The sequence below is a fragment of the Aeromicrobium sp. genome (assembly GCF_014378035.1).
GTDB lineage: Bacteria > Actinomycetota > Actinomycetes > Propionibacteriales > Nocardioidaceae > Aeromicrobium.
In genome coordinates, this window is the sequence record NZ_JACMOM010000124.1 from 1 (window position 1) to 15,656 (window position 15,656).

Sequence of the window (15,656 nt, forward strand, 5' to 3'; positions counted from 1 at the left end):
AGGCGCCCGACACACCGATCGTCGCGACCGGCGACCCCGACGGGCTGCACCGCGTGCTCGCCAACCTGGTCAGCAACGCCGTCAAGTACACCGCGGACGGACGCACTGTCACGCTCACCCTCATGCACACCGACGACGGCGTCGTCTTCCGCTGCGCCGACCAGGGCATCGGGATCTCCGAGGGGGACCGCGCCAAGCTGTTCCAGGAGTTCTTCCGCTCCACCAACCCACAGGCGGTGGCCGAGCCCGGCACCGGCCTGGGTCTGACAATCGTCAAGCGGATCGTGGAGCGGCACGGCGGGCGGATCGAGGTCTCCTCCGAGCTCGGCCGCGGCAGCACGTTCACGGTCACCGTCCCCGCCGCCTGAGTCACGCGGCCTGCGCTCGGCCCGCGGAACCCGGCCTGGACCGGCCACCGGACCGGTCAGCCCTGGCCGAGCCTGGCGAGCAGCAGCGTCGCGGCGAGCACCACCCGCTCGAACTCCGCGAGGTGCAGGACCTCGTTGGCGCCGTGGGCGCGGGTGTCGGGGTCCTCGACGCCGGTGACCAGCACGCTAGCCAGCGAGAACGCCTCGAGGAGCTCCGTGAAGGCCGCGCGCGCTGAGTCGTACGCCGGGCCGGTGGCCTCGGTCCGGGTGGCCTCGCCAGTGTCGACGATGGTCACCGAGAGCTCCGCCCCCCACGCGACGTGCTGCTCGAGGTGGCGGGTCAGGCGCTCGACTCCGATGGCAGTGGTGTCGCCGGGAAGCGATCCCTTTATGGAGATGGCCGGTGCCCTCGCACAGCGTCGACGAGACCGACCGATGCCGCCGTACGTGGTTCCCTCAACGGTGCGGGCCAGGTAAGTGCTCTTCCGCTTGCCTGGGTGGTGTCGGTCCTTACCGGCCTTCCTGTTGGTAGCGCTCGGCGAGGGAGCGGCAGGCGTCTTTTGAGCTCCCTAGGCTCGATGACGGTGAAGTCGGCGTCGAAGGTGGCAAGCAGGCCGACGACACCGGCCCAGGACCAGGCGCCGAGGGTGAAGCGTGCCTGGGTGGGGGTGACGTATTCGACGACTGAGCCGCCCGGCGCCCATTCGGCGACGACCTCGGGGGTTAGGTCCATCAGGACGGTGCCGAGGCACGGCCAATCCGCCGCGGTGTCTCCTCGGTCGTGGGTGATCGTGACGTAGCGGGCCACGTCGGGGTCTGGGAGTTCGCGTCGCTCAAACGCGGTGCCGGTCGGTGACAGGGCGTGGATGCGGTCGAGGCTGTAAATGGCCCAGGCCTTGGTGTCGGGGCGGTAGGCGACGAGGACCAGCGGCCGGCCCAGATGACCACGTGGTGAGGCTCGACTCGAAGCGGCGCCACAAAATCGGCGTCTCTTGGATGGGGGCGGCGGCCGTCGGGGGCGAGGTAGTAGAAACTCAGTATGCGACCTTGGCGGACGGCCGAGCCGACGGCCGTGAGCGTCTCCGAGGCGATCGGTGGCGCGGCGAACTCCCAGTAGTTCCGTAGGGCCGTCAGGTTCATTGAATCGGCTTCGGCTCGAAGGCGTGCAGACATGATCTGCTTGATGCTGATCAGAGCCCGGGCGACCGCGTCGTCGATGCCAGACACGCTGCTGGGAGCGGTCTGGAGGGCGACGGCGACGGCGATGGCCTGCTCGTCGTCGAGCAGCAGCGGGGGCGCCTTGCTGTTGTCGCCGAGTCGGTAGCCGCCGTCTGGGCCCTTGACCGCGCGGACGGGGTAGCCGAGCTCTCCCAACCCTTGGTGTCGCGGCGCAGGGGTCGGGTGCTGACACCAAGCCGCTCGGCAAGCTCTTGACCCGGCCAACTCGGTCGGGCTCCGAGAAGCGAGAGCAGTGTGAGGAGCCGCGAGGAGCTCGTGGCCATCCCGATCACCTCCCTCGTCTGAAGGTAGCGGACGTTCGGTGACCACTACCCCTGTCACGGTCGCTACATGACCGCAACCACGACGCCACCCCCCGCCAGCGCAGCATCGCCGTCGCGACTCTCCGGCGAGGCCGGTGGGATCACATTGCTCGTAATCCTCTTCGCATCATTCATGGACCTGCTGGACGCCACGATCCTCACTGTCGCCGCACCGGCGATCGCGACCGACCTTCAGGCAAGCCAGGCTCAACTGCAGTGGATGCTTGCCAGTTACGTGCTCGCGCTGGGATCGGGGCTGATCACCGGCGGAAGGATCGGCGACGACTACGGCCGGCGCCGGGTGTTCCTGGCCAGTCTCGTCGCTTTCGCCGTCGCCTCGGGGGTCTGTGCGCTCGCGACCAGTCCGGAAATGTTGATCGCGACCAGGGTCGTGCAGGGCCTGGCCGGTGGGCTGATGGTCCCGCAGGTCTTCGGGATCATCCGCTCCTCCTTCGACCGCGCGGGCATGGCCAAGGCGTTCGGCGCCTTCGGTGCGGTCCAGGGCCTGGCCGCAGTGGCTGGTCCGCTGCTGGGCGGGTTCCTGGTCGAGGCTGATCTGTTCGGGCTGGGCTGGCGGACCATCTTCTGGGTCAACGTACCGTTTGCCGCCGTCGCGTTCGTGCTCGGCATGAGGGTCCTGCCGGAGTCCACGAGTGAGCACCGGGCTGTGCTGGACGTGGTGGGTGCCGCGCTGTCCAGCCTCGCGGTGTTCTTGGTGCTGCTTCCTCTCGTGCAGGGCCGCGACTGGGGATGGCCGTGGTGGGGCTTCGGGTTGATGGGTGCCGGTGCATTGCTGATGGCCGGGTTCCTGCGCTACGAGGGGTCGCTGGTTCGCCGCGGTCGGCAGCCCGTTCTGGATCCGGCGCTGCTACGGGTGCGCAGCTTCACCGCCGGGCTGCTGGCCTCGGTGTTCTTCTTCGGCGCGATCGGTGCGCTGTTCTTGACGCTCTCGATCTACCTGCAGATCGGTACCGGCCGTACCGCCTGGCAGACCGGCCTGGTCATCCTCCCCTACGCGATCGGCTCCATCCTCACCTCTGGTGTCGGCATTGCGCTGGCCGCCAGAGCCGGTCGTGCGCTGCTGGTCAGCGGGTCGTTGATCCTGGCCACCTCCCAGGTGCTGCTCTGGTACCTGGTCCGCGACGGTCAAGATCCCGGCTACTGGATGCTGGCGACGGCTATGTTCGTGGGCGGTCTCGGATTGGGGTTGGCTGCGCCGATCCTGGTCAACGTCGTGCTGGCCGGCATCCCGAGTCAGGACGCCGGCGCAGCCGGAGGTGTGCTCTCGACCGCGATTCAGATCGGGGCCGCCGCCGGCATCGCCGTCTTGGGAACCATCTTCTTCGCTGCCCTGGACAACCCAGGAGCGGGCAGCTCACGGCTGGGCGTGTTCGGCGACGCCTTCGCTGCGGTGATCTTGGTCGAGATCGGTCTCTACGTGCTGGCCGCCATGCTCATGTTGCTGCTTCCCAAGGCGGCGGCAGCCGAGCCCGGCGAAGATCCTTCGACCGCCGACGTGCCGGGGAATGAGACAGGAGCGCCCGCATGACCACCGATCGCCGAACCGATTACGCCCGGGCGATCGTCGTGCGCGGGGCGCGGGTGGACAACCTGCGCGGTGTGGACGTGGACATTCCCAAGCGCAAGCTCGTCGTCTTCACCGGCGTCTCGGGATCGGGCAAATCCTCGCTGGCCTTCGACACCGTCGCGGCGGAGTCCCAGCGGATGCTCAACGAGACCTACCCGGCCTTCGTGCAGAACCTGATGCCCCACCTCCCGCGTCCCGACGTCGACCAACTAGAGCACCTCAGCGCCGCCATCGTGGTCAACCAGACACCGATGGGCGCGAACCCTCGCTCGACGGTCGGCACCGCCACCGACACCGTCGGCGGCCTCCGAATCCTCTTCGCCCAGCACGGCACACCGACCGTGCCGGGACCGCTCGCACTATCGTTCAACGACCCCTCAGGAGCGTGCCCGGCCTGTGAAGGGACCGGCCAGCAGGCGACCCTCGATGTGCACCAAATCCTGGACCAGGCCCTATCGCTCAATGACGGCGCGATCACCTTTCCCAACTTCGGCGTTGACTCGTTGTTCTGGAAGGTCTACGCCCGCTCGGGTCTCTTCGACAACGACCTGCCGGTCGGGCGCTACACGGCGGCGCAACGGAAGAAGCTGCTCACCGGCACCGGCCCGAGCGTGGACACCGGCTCCCACCCCATGGCCTACGAGGGAGTCCTAACCAAGATCGAGCGCCTATATCTGAGCAAGAGCGAGGAGTCACTCAAACCCCGGCTCCGGGCCGCGGTCCAAGACGCCGCCACTGTCGAACCCTGCGCAGCTGCCAAGGCAGCCGAGTCAACGCCGAAGCCCGGGAGTGCCAGATCGACGGACACAACCTGGCCGACGCCTGCGCCATGCAAGCAAGCGACCTCGCGGACTGGCTCAAGAAGCTTGACCTACCGACACACCTTCGTCCCCTGCACAGAAGCGTGGTCTCCGCCCTAGGCAACATGGCCAACATCGGGCTTGGCTACCTCAGCCTGGACCGCACCACCGGCACCTTGTCGGGCGGGGAGGCCCAACGCATCCGAACCGTCCTCCACCTGGACTCCGCGCTCACTGAGCTCACTTACGTCTTCGACGAACCCGCCGCCGGACTCCACCCCCACGACAGCAGCCGCGTCATCGAACTGCTACACCGGCTGCGCGACAAGGGAAACAACGTTCTGGTCGTCGAGCACCACCCCGACGTCATCCGCGCCGCCGACCACATCATCGACCTCGGACCCCACGCCGGACTCCACGACGGACGCATCGTCTTCCAAGGGACACCCAAGGCACTTCAACCGCGCTGACACTCTGACAGGGCATTACCTCACCCGTCGGCAGCCGATCAAGACCGACGTGCGCACACCCACCGGAACGCTCTGCATCGACCACGCTGCACGCAACAACCTCCGAGACGTCACCGTCGACGTGCCACTGGGCTGCCTGGTCGCCATCACCGGCGTCGCCGGAGCCGGCAAGACCTCCCTGCTGGCCTGCCTGCCCCGCAACGAGAAGGTCGCGGTCCTCGACCAGACCCCTATCCGCGGCTCACGCCGCTCCAGCCCGGCCACCTACTCCGGTGCCCTCGACGACATCCGAGCCGAGTTCGCCGCCGCCAACAACGTCAAGGCCAACCTGTTCAGCCCCAACTCCGCCGGAGCGTGCGCCAATTGTGCCGGCCTCGGCGTCACCTTCACCCCCACCCCGCTCGGGGACGACGTCACGGCCACCTGCGCCAGCTGCCAAGGCGCCCGCTTCCAACAGGAGGCCCTGAGTCACACCCTGCGCAAGAAGACCATCGCCGACGTCCTCGACATGGCTATCGAGACCGCGGCCGGCTTCTTCAGCGACTCCCCAGCAGCCGACATCCTCAACCGGCTTACCGACGTCGGTATCGGCTACATCCACTTGGGCCAACCCCTGACCGACCTGTCTGGCGGAGAACGACAACGCCGGCGCCTGGCGATCGAAATGGGACGACAGGCCCCGGTCTACGTCCTCGACGAACCCACCAACGGCCTCCACCTCGCTGACGTCGACAATCTCGTTGGGGTCTGCGAGTCCCTCATCGAGGGCGGCGCCAGCGTCATCGTCGCCGACCATCACCGCGACCTCATCGCACGCTCCGACTGGGTGATCGACCTCGGCCACGACGCCGGCCACGACGGTGGCAGCGTCGTCTTCGAAGGCACCCCCGCCGACCTGACCCGGGCCAAGACCCACACCGGACGCGCACTGCGCGCCAGCCACGCCTGACCCACCCACCAAGAAGGAGAACCACCATGCCCGACAGATCCGGCTCCCGCATCGACCACCTCAACATCGCAGTCCCCGAACTCGAGACAGCCGTCAACTTCTACGAGCCGGTGCTCGCCGCCATAGGGATCACCAAAATGCTCGAGATCCCCGCCCAACCCGACCAAGACATGCCCGCCATGACCGGCTTCGGCTGGCCAGACAGCAAGCCCTACTTCTGGCTCGTCGACCACGGCACCGTCGGCACCAACATGCACCTGGCCTTCACCGTCGACACCCGCGACGACGTCCACACCTTCTACACCGCCGCCCTCGCCACCTCACGCGAGGCCCCCGCAGTCCATCCCGAGTACCACGACGATTACTACGGCGGATTCGTCACCGACCCCCACGGCATCGACCTCGAGCCGTCTGCCACCACCCGCATACCCAGTAAGCACTCGGGGCTTCGTTACAGCAACGTAGAACCCGGCCTGGCTGCATCGCGAGCGCTTTCGTTTCGCAAGCCGATCCTCCTGTGGCACGCTCCACGTGCCGATCCTGAACCCATTGCCGATCCGCCGAGCGTCACGCCCGTTGGCCGAACCGGGCCAGGCAGTGCCACAACCACTTGACCGCCTGAGGATCGTGGTCTCCGGCCCGGGACGCCGCCGCCAGTCTTGCCGGGGTGATCTCACCGCCGAGCTGACGAGCCAGCCGCACCGGCGCGGGGCCGCGGTAGCCGGCGTCGATCGCGTCTGCCGTGACGCGGTAGCCCGGGTGCTCCTCGACTGGGCAACTGAGCCGGACGAGGACCTCTGCATGTTCTTCACGATCAGTGGGGTCGAGGACCAACGCCTCGACATCCCGCCCGATCACTAGCGCGCCGTGAACGTGCGCCTCGACGTAGTCGTTGAGAGGGTCGTCGAGCGGCAGGTCAGCGGCAGAGTCGGGCAGGCCGCTTGGATCGAGGATCTTGGCGTCGGCCATCTGGCACAGCTCCTCAAGCCGCTCCGGGCCGCCGACCGCCTGCGGTTCGTAGGCACTGTCGGGCCAGCAGAAGGTCGCACGTTCGACCACCTCTGGCCGCAACCTCAGATACGCCGAGCCGAACCGCGGCGACGCGCCGTAGGGGTCGTCGTGGCGGTTCCAGGCGCCGTACACGGGCCGGGCCGCAGGGACCGCGTCGTCGTACCGTCCCTCGAAGATCCTGCTCTCCCAACTCCAGCGGTCGCCGCCCGGATGGGCCGTGAGACCACCATTGGACGTGCCGGTCTGCCACTGGCTGAAATACATGCCGGACACTGCGATCGCCTCGAGCACAGTGCCACTGTCGAACCCCCGACCCGGGTGGAAGTGCAATACGATCCGCGACGCCACGACCTCAGCGTAGTCACCGCCGACCGCAAGCCGATCGCCCAACGGGAACAGACCAGTCAGCGATCGGCGATCGGCGCTCAGGCCCAAGCCGCTCCGCACAACCTTGCGCTGCGGCGTTCAGTGCCTGACTGACTGACGCGACGTTGATTCTGCGGAATGGTTCTAGGGCCGGCTGAGCGAGAACCGGCAGCCCGCAGACCTGAACCGATCGCCCCGAATCGGTAGCGTGCAATGCATGCCCATCAAACTGGAGAACGTCGGTATCGCCGTCCGCGACCTCGAACCCGCGATCGCCTTCTTCACCGATCTCGGGCTGTCCGTCCTCGGCCGTGACACGGTCAGTGGCGAGTGGACCGACACCGCCGTCGGCCTCGACGGCAACCACGCCAACATCGCCATGCTCCAGACGCCAGACGGCAATGGGCGCCTTGAGCTCTTCGAGTACATCCACCCCGACGCGATCGAGACGAAGCCCACCCGGCCTAACGAGATCGGCATGCACCGCGTCGCCTTCTCGGTCGACGACATCGACGAGGCCCTCGAGATCGCCGCGAGGCACGGCTGCCACCCGCTGCGCGGCGTGGCGACCTACGAGGACGTCTACAAGCTCACCTATGTCCGCGGCCCCAGCGGCATCATCGTGATGCTCGCCGAGGAGCTGAACAAGGGCTGACCGCAGGTCGATCCCGCTCCGGCGCGCGTCCCGCGCGACCATCGTTCAACGAGCAGCGGACCTGCGTGTCGTCAAGGGCCCTCAGAGGCCGTAGGGCTTTCGGGCGTTGAGCACAGCGGTGTCACCGGGCCAGTCCCAGAACCGTCCCATCTCCGAGCGTGTGGTGAGCAGACTGTTGAGATCGTCGACGAACTGGCCGAGCCTGTCCCCGAAGAGGTGCGGTGCGGCGTACGACATCGACAGGTAGCCAGAGATGACGCCGTCGACGTCGCGGGTGATGTCGAGACGGCCGGGGGCGTGGACCGCTGTCGGCTCCCCGAATCGGGTCTTGGCCAGCGAGACCTCCCAGCGTTCCGACGAGTAGTTGCTGGCGGGACGAATGCCCGACCAGCGATCGGGTCCCAGGTAGCTCGTGATCAGCTCCTGCACCTCCTGGTCAGGAATCGGCGGATCGCCCGTGCCGGTCGGCGCAGGCCCCGCGTCGAGGTCGTGGCTGATGAGGACGAGCGCACTGCCCGGCTCCACGAGGTCATAAACCGCCTCGGCGACCGGCGTGCGGGCGACCCGGTGGAAGAACTGACCGAACGTGACGACGCGCATCGGCGAAAGGTCGAGCATCCCGATGTCCTCGGCTCTCGCCTGGCGCACATCGAGCGGTACACCATTGTCCGAAGCATGCTGGCGCGCCTCAGCGATCATGTCCGGGTCGGGATCGATCGCGGTCACCCGCTCGAACAGCGGCGCCAACTGGACCGCAAGGACACCCGGTCCGCATCCCACATCCAGCAAGTGCCCGGCTCCGTCCAAACCCAACTCTCGAGCGAGAACCTCCCCGAGCTTGGCGGAGTACGGCGGCCTCCCGACAAGGTAGTGCGACGCGCTTCCGAGGTACTAGCTTGGTCGTAGTCCACGATCAAATAGTGCCATCGACTCCGAGAGTCTGACCGACCCTTACCAAGCCGTACGACTGCCAGCTGTCCCGCGAGACGATCGACGAACGGGACCGGGTGTTCAGCCTCAATGCGTCGCCGCGGGAACGAGATGATCGGAGCATGAGCGACGACCGCGGGCACCTTCGCGCAAGCTTCGACTCGGCTGCCGACCTATATCAACGAGCCCGGCCCGAGTACCCGGCGGCGTTGTACGACGCGCTGATCGAGACCGCCGAGCTGAATGCAGGCGACCGGCTGCTGGAAATCGGATGCGCCACCGGTAAGGCGACGCTGCCCCTCGCGCGCCGCGGCTTTCGCATCACCTGCGTCGAGCCCGGCCCGGCGCTGGCCTCCGCGGCGCGACTGAACCTGTCGGACTTCCCAGACGTCGAGGTCATCGACAGTGCGTTCGAGTCATACGAAGCGCCGAAAGCTGACCGGTTCGACCTCGTTTTCGCGGCCACGGCTTGGCACTGGCTCGACCCGGCGATCCGATACCGCCGTGCCTGGGAACTGCTCGTGCCGGGTGGACACCTCGCGTTCTGGAGCGCCACCCACGTCTTCCCGAAGGACGGCGATCCGTTCTTCGCTGAGTTGCAAGAGGTCTACGAAGAGATTGGCGCGGGTCTGCCGGAAGGTGCGGTCTACCCGCGGCCGGGCGAGTTGCCCGACGAGCGCGAGGACATCGAACGAAGCGGCCTGTTCGGCGACGTCGTAGTGCACCAGTTCGACTGGGAAGTCATGTACAACGCGGAGGGCTACCTGAGACTGCTCGACACCTTTTCTGGCCACATCACGATGAGGACAGCGCAGCGAGACCGTCTCTACTCAGAGATCCGTCGCCGGCTTGGAAAACGAGTGGATGGGAGCCTTCGTCGCGGCTGGGGTGCCGCTCTTCACGTCGCCCGGCGACGAGCCGCGCCGGCCTTCACGTAAGCCGAACGCTGACCGGTGAGTAGCAGGATTCGGATCTGAGGCGTGGTTGGTGTCCCGCACGGGTTCGTCCTACGGGACCCAGCAAGGAATCCAGCGCAGGGGATTGTGACCTGGTCTGGTGCCAGCGTGTGGATCTTTGCCGCGCCACACAGGTCGACCCAGCGGCCCAGGCGCGAGACTAGTCGCGCGGGTACGGGTCAATCGATCAGTCTTGCGAGGAGCTCGAACGACTCGTACGGCTGGTCGATGTCTCCGAAGTGGCCGCCGTCGCGCACGATCTGGGTGCCGCCGAGCCGTTCGAACATCGCTCGACCTTGCTTGTCGTCGCAGCCGTACGGATCCTCGCGGGAGTTGATGAAGTACAGGTCACGGACGTTGGCCCGTATCGCCGCCCAGTCGTAGGCGTCCTGAAGGACAGGTTCGTTCTCGGCGTTGGGCTGGGTGCAGTAGCCGGCGACGAGGATGGCCTGGTCCACGCCCGTATCGATGTGCTCAAGGAGCGCGAGCAGTAGCGCTGCCCCGCCCGAGTGGCCGACAAGCACGGTGTTCGCATCGAACGTGTGGTTGGCCAGGACCTTCGGCAGGAATGTGGTGATCGATTCGAGGTTCAGGGCGGGATAGTGCGGCGCCTCGACGGCGTAGCCGCGTTCGGCCAGCCGCTTTCGCAGCCATGGGAGCCATACGACGTCGGGATGCGCGGCGGTTCCGTGGAAGAGGATCGCCTTGCGGTTCACGGGGTTGTCCTTTCGTGGTGCTATGGAAGGCTTCGTTGGAGCTTCAGAACCGCGGTGAGCGGTTCGAACAATGTAAAGCGCCCGCTAGGTCGCCGCTGACTTCGATCACCGCCAGCGGATCGCTCTTCGGAACACCGTAGCGCCGCGTATTAGGCTCCAACGATGGACAAACACGAGGCATTGGCCGCTTTCCTCGGCGACTGGCACGCCGAGGGCACCTCCTACGGTGGCAAAGATCAGTCGGCTAGCAACCCGCATGCTGGAGCGACAGCCTGGCGAAGCAACCACACCGCGCGATGGCACTCCGGAGAGTATTTCGTGGTGCAGGACGAGCGTGCCAACGGCCCCTTTGACACACTGAGTCTGTTGGGATGGGACGCGGAAGCCGAGCGCTACTTCGCTCGATCCGTAGAGAATCACGGCTTCGCCAGGGACTACACGATGACGGTCGAGGACCAGACCTGGACGCTCACAGGCGAGCACGAGCGGGCCACGTACGCGTTCAGTGTGGACGGCCTGACCCAAGACATCTCCTGGGAGTGGAAACCCGGCGATACCTGGCTGCCACTCTGCGATCGCACTGCCACGCGGATCGATTGAGCTTTCGCGCCGTGTCGCAGATCGGAGCGCTCGTCGGGATGCCGGCCGCACTGGGCACAGGCATCGCCGGCCGCGACATCGGCCTCCATCATTCTCAGCGCGCACCGCAGGGGCCCGACGATCCGATCGACGTCCGCGGCGAAGTAAGCATCGGCCGTGACGGCCATGAGCCGGTCCCAGGGGACCGGGAACGTCTCCGGCCCGCCAGGTCGCGACGACTACGTGATGTCCGTCAGCGAACGCTTGGGCGGTCAACCCTGACAAGCGGCGCTCCGAGTCGTCGCCTGGTAGCTGCCCGGGTGGACGCCTTACGGATCGCGCACTATATTCAACGCATGTTGAATATAGTGGCCATTGAGGCCGAGGACCTAATCGTGGTCCGCGGCGACAAGCTCGTCATCCCCGGACTCACTACCGCGATTCCAACCGGCTCCGTCACCGGCCTGCTAGGCCCGAGCGGGTGCGGCAAGACCACATTGATCCGCGCGATCGTCGGCATCCAGATCATCAAGTCCGGTCGCGTGACTGTGCTGGGTAGCCCAGCAGGCACCGTCACAACGCGTCGGAAGGTCGGCTACGTGACGCAGTCCTCGTCGGTCTACCCAGACCTGACGGTCAACCAGAACCTCCAGTACTTCGCCGCGCTTGCCGGACAAGACGCCGCAGCTATTACCGAGGCGATCGCCAACGTGGGTATGAAGGCCGACACGCGGTCGCTGACCGGGAACCTCTCCGGCGGTCAGCGCACCAGGGTCTCGCTCGCCGCCTCACTGCTGGCCGATCCCGATGTCTACCTACTCGACGAACCGACCGTTGGGCTCGATCCGATGCTGCGCCGCGATCTGTGGAAACTCTTCGCGGGCCTCGCCGCCGACGGCAAGACCCTCCTTGTGTCGAGCCACGTCATGGACGAGGCCGGTCGCTGCGATCGCGTCCTGCTGATGCGCGGTGGAAAGCTCGTCGCCGACGCCACACCCGATGGGCTCCGCTCGCAGTCCGGCGAGGACGACCTCGAACGAGCCTTCCTGGTCCTGGCCGAAAGGGAAGTCGCATGACCCGCACATTCGCCACCGCCAAGCGCGTCCTCCAGCAGCTCAGCCACGATCACCGCAGCCTCGCCCTGATCGTTGTGCTGCCCTCGCTGTTGCTCCTGCTGTTCAAGTACGTGTTCGATGGCAATCCCACGACGTTCAGCCGCATCGGGCCGCAGATGCTCGGCATCTTCCCGTTCGTGATCATGTTCCTGCTGACCTCGGTCACGATGGTCCGCGAGCGCACCTCGGGCACGCTCGAGCGACTCCTGACCACACCGTTGAAACGCGGCGAGCTGATCCTCGGCTACGGCATCGCCTTCGGCCTCGCGGCCCTGGTGCAGTCCCTCGTCAGCTCGGTCGTCGCGATCTGGCTCCTCGACATGAACGTCATGACGCCATGGGTCGTGATCCTGTTCGCAGTCGTCAACGCTGTCCTCGGCACTGCCCTGGGACTGCTCATGTCGGCCTTCGCCACGACCGAGTTCCAGGCCGTCCAGTTCATGCCCCTGGTCGTCATACCGCAGATCCTGCTGTGCGGCCTGATCGCGCCGCGCGAGTCGATGGCGCAGGTCCTTGAGTGGGCCTCGAATGTGATGCCCCTGAGCTATGCGACCGACGCCTTGACCCTCGCCATACTCACCCCAAGCATGAGCTCGGACATGTGGGTCGACCTCGCCGTGCTCATCGGGTGCTTCGCGGCCGCAATCGCACTCGCCTCCTTAACCCTGCGCCGCCGGACCGCGTGACAACGGCGCAAGGGCGTGGTCGCGGCCGCCCATCGGGCAGCGCCTGCGAGGACACCCGGGAGCGGATCCTTGCCGTCGCCCGAGAACATCTGGCCGCCAAAGGCTTCGCCGGCTCGTCGATGCGCGGTATCGCCCGTGACGCCGGCGTCGACCCAAGCCTGATCAGCCACTATTTCGGGGACAAGGCGGGCCTCGTCGTCGCGACGATGGAGCTGCCGGTCAACCCGCTGGAGAGGATTGAGACGGTTTTCGACGGCCCGCTCGAGGACATGGGCACCCGGCTCATCCGCACCTTCCTCGACTCCTGGGACCCGCATCGCGATGTGTTCAGCGCCCTCATACGCACGACGCTGGGAACCGGCGATCCGGCCGCGACACCGATCCTGCAAGTCGTACGCAACGTCATCGTGACGCGGTTGAGCGACCGGATCGGCGGCGACGATGCGGAGCTTCGCGCGACGCTGATCGCATCCCAGCTGATCGGTTTGGCGTCGCTCCGCTACGTCGCGCGGCTCGAGCCCGTTGTCGACGCCTCAGCCGAAACCGTTGCCCGACTGTATGGGCCCGCGCTCCAGTGGCTCATGTTGAATCGCCCCTCTGACGGAGGCTCTCAATCCATGGAGGATGAGAGTTGTGGCAGCACCGAGGAAGTACGGCGATGAGCTGAGTGAGCGCGCGACTCGGATGGCCGACGAGGCGAGGCAAAAATTAGACATCGAGGGCGGCGACAACGCGCCGCAGTGGGCCAGGGTCATCGTCGGGGCCGACCCTGTGGCCCGAGTGCTCGCCGCCGATGAGCCCCTAATACCGCTCCCGGCCCTTGCTACGCGTCAGAGATCGCGTCCTCCGCTCCCGAGCCCAACTGCTCGGACCAGCGCTGAGCGAGCTCAGTGACTAGGTGAGCGACTAACCCCTCGACCTCGTCCGCCCCGACGGCGGCGCAATGTGCTGCCTTCGGGTCTCCATCACCCGGTTCGCGGACGAAGACGTCCCCGCGTTCTATCGACAGCTAGCCGCTCGCGACGCACGGTGGCCCCAGCATCGTGGTTTGGTGAGGACGACCGGATCTCCCGGCTCAGCTTCGGCCACCCGAACCCGTCCGACTTCGCCGAAGCTCTCGCACGACTGGCCGCTCTCCGAATGAGGAACGCCCTACGGCCACGATCCAGACGGAAAAATCATGGAGCCGAGCTCGTCCCACAAGGGATCCTCTCCGGACCTCGCGTGCGGCCAAAGGGGGCTCGAAGCGGCCAGAGCTGGCGGCTTGGGCGGGTGACGAGCGATGATCGTGAGCACTGACCGACGACCAGGAGCAGCGCATGCGCGTCACGCAGATCATCGCCGACCTTCACGTGACCGATCTCAAGGCAGCCAGGGGGTTCTACACCGACTACCTCGGGCTCACCGAGGAGGAATTCAACCTGGGCTGGGTGGCGCGCTACACCTCCCCGGACACCGGGATCACCCTCCAGTTGATGACCCGCGACGTCACCGCCCCTGAGGACCCGGTGATCTCGGTCAAGGTCGACGACGTCGAGGCTGCCTATGCCCAGGCACAGGAGCGCGGTTACGAGATCGTGCATCCGCTGACCACCGAGGAATGGGGCGTGACCCGCTTCTTCGTCCGGGCTCCGGACGGCAACGTCCTCAACGTCGTGCAGCACCACGACTGACCCGGGAGGCGCCGGTCAAGGAGCTGTGGCTGCGCCCAGCCACAGCCACCGCGTACGGGCTTCGTCCGTGCGGCGTCGAGGACCTCGCGAACTCGGACGGGACCTCCGCCCTTTCACCGCAACCCGGAAGGGGACTCCCTGCGGGACGACGTCGCCTTCACCGATGGCGGGCCGGGGGGCGCCGCACGGGGTTGGTCCTGTGGGACGCGCTTCCTGCGTGGTCGTCGCGTTCTCCGGGCAAACGGCCAGGGCATGGCGGGACTAGAGCTTTGTGAGCGTCTCGTGGAGGTTCCAAAACATCGCGGGAGGCAGCGGCTGCCCCAACACCGCCGCCTCCAAGTACGTCAGGTGCACGCACCACCCCACGCGATAGGACGGAAGTAGCGGCCCCAGGCCTTCGTGCACGAGACGGAGCGTGGTCTCGTCCCCCGCGTCTTCGAGGGTGATCTTCACCATGGAAGTCGGCTCGTCGGGGAAGCTCCAAGTGAACTCGATGACGCGGGGACGGTCGCGATGTCGCAGCACCGAACTGCACAGGTAGCCATCCCCGTGGTCGATGACGACATGGTCAGCGGTGCCGAGATCGCCCTCGATGACGGTCCCCAGCCACTGAGCGACCGATCCTGGATCCGTGATGGCGTCCCACGTCTTTCCCAGATCGCAGGCCACCTGCCACGTGAGGACGAGGGTGTGGTCGTTGCTAGCAATCTCACCAAGGGACATGGGTCCACGCTAGCCAACCTCGCCGGCCTGCCTCGACGACTGACAACCTCAACCATTCGCTGGCGGAGAGCCCGTTGGGCGAGATGGATGTGGAGGAGTCATTGACGATGACGTCAGGTGAGTGACGGGCGAGGGGTTTCTAGAACTTCCCGACCGCCAGTGCCTCGGTGCCCGGCCGAGGAAGGCCACAAGGCGATGGCCTCGCGAAGCGTGCCACAGCCGGATCGTCACGCGAAGCGTGACCACAACGGGATCCCCATCTGGCATGCGGTCCCTACAGTTGCAGGTGGAGGCGCGGTGCGTCGCCGAGGTGCGCCATGACGTCGGCTGGAGGCTCGCCCGAGGACCGCGCCGAGCCGCTCGACTGCGATCGAGCGGACCTGCTCGGCCTGGGCCTTGGAGTCCTGCCGGAGGCCGGTCGCGGCAGCGGGCAGGAATGTCTGGGACGGGAAGATCCGGTCGGTGTTGCTGGTGACCGGTACTACTGTGACCACTCCGCGGCCGACCCGCGCCGCGATTGAGTTCGCTCG

At 66.7% G+C, this 15,656-nt stretch carries 20 protein-coding genes and 1 pseudogene; 13 read left to right on the forward strand and 8 right to left on the reverse strand.

What is annotated here, in order from left to right; genetic code table 11:
• Window positions 1-368 (forward strand): ATP-binding protein (locus H7290_RS06150; protein WP_290513140.1); only part of this gene is annotated, 368 nt, incomplete at its 5' end.
• 56 nt (window positions 369-424) lie between these two features.
• Here H7290_RS06150 and H7290_RS06155 read toward each other — a convergent pair.
• The 3 genes from H7290_RS06155 to H7290_RS21285 all read right to left on the reverse strand — a co-directional run bounded on the left by H7290_RS06155 (window position 425) and on the right by H7290_RS21285 (window position 1,870).
• Window positions 425-664 (reverse strand): hypothetical protein, encoded by a 240-nt coding sequence (locus H7290_RS06155; protein WP_290513141.1) that lies wholly within the window; start codon window positions 662-664, stop codon window positions 425-427.
• A gap of 92 nt (window positions 665-756) precedes the next feature.
• Window positions 757-1,482, reverse strand: coding sequence for a WYL domain-containing protein (locus tag H7290_RS21280; protein WP_366927603.1), 726 nt, complete (start codon window positions 1,480-1,482; stop codon window positions 757-759).
• 76 nt (window positions 1,483-1,558) lie between these two features.
• Complete coding sequence (locus H7290_RS21285; RefSeq protein ID WP_366927602.1) at window positions 1,559-1,870, reverse strand: HTH domain-containing protein; 312 nt, start codon at window positions 1,868-1,870, stop codon at window positions 1,559-1,561.
• Between the two features lie 67 nt (window positions 1,871-1,937).
• Between H7290_RS21285 and H7290_RS06165 the strand changes: the two genes are divergently transcribed.
• The 5 genes from H7290_RS06165 to H7290_RS06185 are packed head-to-tail and all read left to right on the forward strand — an operon-like array spanning window position 1,938 to window position 6,330.
• Window positions 1,938-3,458 (forward strand): MFS transporter, encoded by a 1,521-nt coding sequence (locus H7290_RS06165; RefSeq protein ID WP_290513143.1) that lies wholly within the window; start codon window positions 1,938-1,940, stop codon window positions 3,456-3,458.
• Complete coding sequence (locus H7290_RS06170) at window positions 3,455-4,417, forward strand: hypothetical protein (protein ID WP_290513144.1); 963 nt, start codon at window positions 3,455-3,457, stop codon at window positions 4,415-4,417. Before H7290_RS06165 ends, H7290_RS06170 begins: the two co-directional genes overlap by 4 nt.
• Complete coding sequence (locus H7290_RS06175) at window positions 4,402-4,767, forward strand: hypothetical protein (protein ID WP_290513145.1); 366 nt, start codon at window positions 4,402-4,404, stop codon at window positions 4,765-4,767. Before H7290_RS06170 ends, H7290_RS06175 begins: the two co-directional genes overlap by 16 nt.
• A gap of 49 nt (window positions 4,768-4,816) precedes the next feature.
• Window positions 4,817-5,716, forward strand: a complete 900-nt coding sequence (locus H7290_RS06180) for an ATP-binding cassette domain-containing protein (RefSeq protein ID WP_290513146.1) — start codon at window positions 4,817-4,819, stop codon at window positions 5,714-5,716.
• Between the two features lie 26 nt (window positions 5,717-5,742).
• Window positions 5,743-6,330 carry a VOC family protein gene (locus tag H7290_RS06185; RefSeq protein WP_290513147.1) on the forward strand — a complete coding sequence of 196 codons (588 nt, stop codon included), beginning with the start codon at window positions 5,743-5,745 and terminating at the stop codon, window positions 6,328-6,330.
• Here H7290_RS06185 and H7290_RS06190 read toward each other — a convergent pair.
• Window positions 6,284-7,075, reverse strand: a complete 792-nt coding sequence (locus H7290_RS06190; protein ID WP_290513148.1) for a DUF3626 domain-containing protein — start codon at window positions 7,073-7,075, stop codon at window positions 6,284-6,286. The two genes, H7290_RS06185 and H7290_RS06190, sit on opposite strands and share 47 nt — an antisense overlap.
• A 235-nt stretch (window positions 7,076-7,310) precedes the next feature.
• Between H7290_RS06190 and H7290_RS06195 the strand changes: the two genes are divergently transcribed.
• The gene (locus tag H7290_RS06195) at window positions 7,311-7,748 is read left to right on the forward strand and encodes a VOC family protein (RefSeq protein WP_290513149.1); all 438 of its coding nucleotides are present in this window, start codon (window positions 7,311-7,313) and stop codon (window positions 7,746-7,748) included.
• An 81-nt stretch (window positions 7,749-7,829) separates the two neighbouring features.
• On the opposite strand, the pseudogene H7290_RS06200 reads toward H7290_RS06195, so the two are convergent.
• A pseudogene (locus tag H7290_RS06200) lies at window positions 7,830-8,573 on the reverse strand (class I SAM-dependent methyltransferase); the annotation flags it as partial.
• A 227-nt stretch (window positions 8,574-8,800) separates the two neighbouring features.
• Between H7290_RS06200 and H7290_RS06205 the strand changes: the two are divergent.
• Window positions 8,801-9,616, forward strand: coding sequence for a class I SAM-dependent methyltransferase (locus H7290_RS06205; RefSeq protein ID WP_290513150.1), 816 nt, complete (start codon window positions 8,801-8,803; stop codon window positions 9,614-9,616).
• A 197-nt stretch (window positions 9,617-9,813) separates the two neighbouring features.
• On the opposite strand, the gene H7290_RS06210 is transcribed toward H7290_RS06205, so the two are convergent.
• The gene (locus H7290_RS06210) at window positions 9,814-10,350 is read right to left on the reverse strand and encodes an alpha/beta hydrolase (RefSeq protein ID WP_290513151.1); all 537 of its coding nucleotides are present in this window, start codon (window positions 10,348-10,350) and stop codon (window positions 9,814-9,816) included.
• Window positions 10,351-10,512: 162 nt separating this feature from the next.
• Here H7290_RS06210 and H7290_RS06215 point away from each other — a divergent pair, with 162 nt between their 5' ends.
• The 5 genes from H7290_RS06215 to H7290_RS06235 all read left to right on the forward strand — a co-directional run bounded on the left by H7290_RS06215 (window position 10,513) and on the right by H7290_RS06235 (window position 14,403).
• On the forward strand, window positions 10,513-10,950 hold the full coding sequence (locus H7290_RS06215; RefSeq protein WP_290513152.1) for a DUF1579 family protein: 438 nt from the start codon (window positions 10,513-10,515) through the stop codon (window positions 10,948-10,950).
• Between the two features lie 335 nt (window positions 10,951-11,285).
• The gene (locus H7290_RS06220) at window positions 11,286-12,005 is read left to right on the forward strand and encodes an ABC transporter ATP-binding protein (RefSeq protein ID WP_290513153.1); all 720 of its coding nucleotides are present in this window, start codon (window positions 11,286-11,288) and stop codon (window positions 12,003-12,005) included.
• Window positions 12,002-12,730, forward strand: a complete 729-nt coding sequence (locus H7290_RS06225; protein WP_290513154.1) for an ABC transporter permease — start codon at window positions 12,002-12,004, stop codon at window positions 12,728-12,730. Before H7290_RS06220 ends, H7290_RS06225 begins: the two co-directional genes overlap by 4 nt.
• A complete protein-coding gene (locus H7290_RS06230; protein ID WP_290513155.1) occupies window positions 12,727-13,392 on the forward strand; it encodes a TetR family transcriptional regulator in 666 nt (221 codons plus the stop codon). Before H7290_RS06225 ends, H7290_RS06230 begins: the two co-directional genes overlap by 4 nt.
• A 657-nt stretch (window positions 13,393-14,049) precedes the next feature.
• Complete coding sequence (locus tag H7290_RS06235; RefSeq protein ID WP_290513156.1) at window positions 14,050-14,403, forward strand: VOC family protein; 354 nt, start codon at window positions 14,050-14,052, stop codon at window positions 14,401-14,403.
• A 261-nt stretch (window positions 14,404-14,664) separates the two neighbouring features.
• Here H7290_RS06235 and H7290_RS06240 read toward each other — a convergent pair whose 3' ends face one another.
• Together H7290_RS06240 and H7290_RS06245 are read right to left on the reverse strand one after the other, a co-directional pair.
• On the reverse strand, window positions 14,665-15,126 hold the full coding sequence (locus H7290_RS06240) for an SRPBCC domain-containing protein (protein WP_290513157.1): 462 nt from the start codon (window positions 15,124-15,126) through the stop codon (window positions 14,665-14,667).
• Window positions 15,127-15,353: 227 nt separating this feature from the next.
• The coding region (locus H7290_RS06245; RefSeq protein ID WP_290513158.1) for a type II toxin-antitoxin system PemK/MazF family toxin at window positions 15,354-15,656 on the reverse strand (303 nt) is incomplete at its 5' end.

What these genes read in the sequence shown, in the direction of transcription:
- H7290_RS06235 (WP_290513156.1), top strand. Translation starts at nt 14,050, where the DNA reads ATGCGCGTCACGCAGATCATCGCCGACCTTCACGTGACCGATCTCAAG.
- H7290_RS06215 (WP_290513152.1), top strand. Translation starts at nt 10,513, where the DNA reads ATGGACAAACACGAGGCATTGGCCGCTTTCCTCGGCGACTGGCACGCC.
- H7290_RS06170 (WP_290513144.1), top strand. Translation starts at nt 3,455, where the DNA reads ATGACCACCGATCGCCGAACCGATTACGCCCGGGCGATCGTCGTGCGC.
- H7290_RS06225 (WP_290513154.1), top strand. Translation starts at nt 12,002, where the DNA reads ATGACCCGCACATTCGCCACCGCCAAGCGCGTCCTCCAGCAGCTCAGC.
- H7290_RS06205 (WP_290513150.1), top strand. Translation starts at nt 8,801, where the DNA reads ATGAGCGACGACCGCGGGCACCTTCGCGCAAGCTTCGACTCGGCTGCC.
- H7290_RS06185 (WP_290513147.1), top strand. Translation starts at nt 5,743, where the DNA reads ATGCCCGACAGATCCGGCTCCCGCATCGACCACCTCAACATCGCAGTC.
- H7290_RS06220 (WP_290513153.1), top strand. Translation starts at nt 11,286, where the DNA reads ATGTTGAATATAGTGGCCATTGAGGCCGAGGACCTAATCGTGGTCCGC.
- H7290_RS06195 (WP_290513149.1), top strand. Translation starts at nt 7,311, where the DNA reads ATGCCCATCAAACTGGAGAACGTCGGTATCGCCGTCCGCGACCTCGAA.
- H7290_RS21285 (WP_366927602.1), bottom strand. Translation starts at nt 1,870, where the DNA reads ATGGCCACGAGCTCCTCGCGGCTCCTCACACTGCTCTCGCTTCTCGGA.
- H7290_RS06165 (WP_290513143.1), top strand. Translation starts at nt 1,938, where the DNA reads ATGACCGCAACCACGACGCCACCCCCCGCCAGCGCAGCATCGCCGTCG.
- H7290_RS06240 (WP_290513157.1), bottom strand. Translation starts at nt 15,126, where the DNA reads ATGTCCCTTGGTGAGATTGCTAGCAACGACCACACCCTCGTCCTCACG.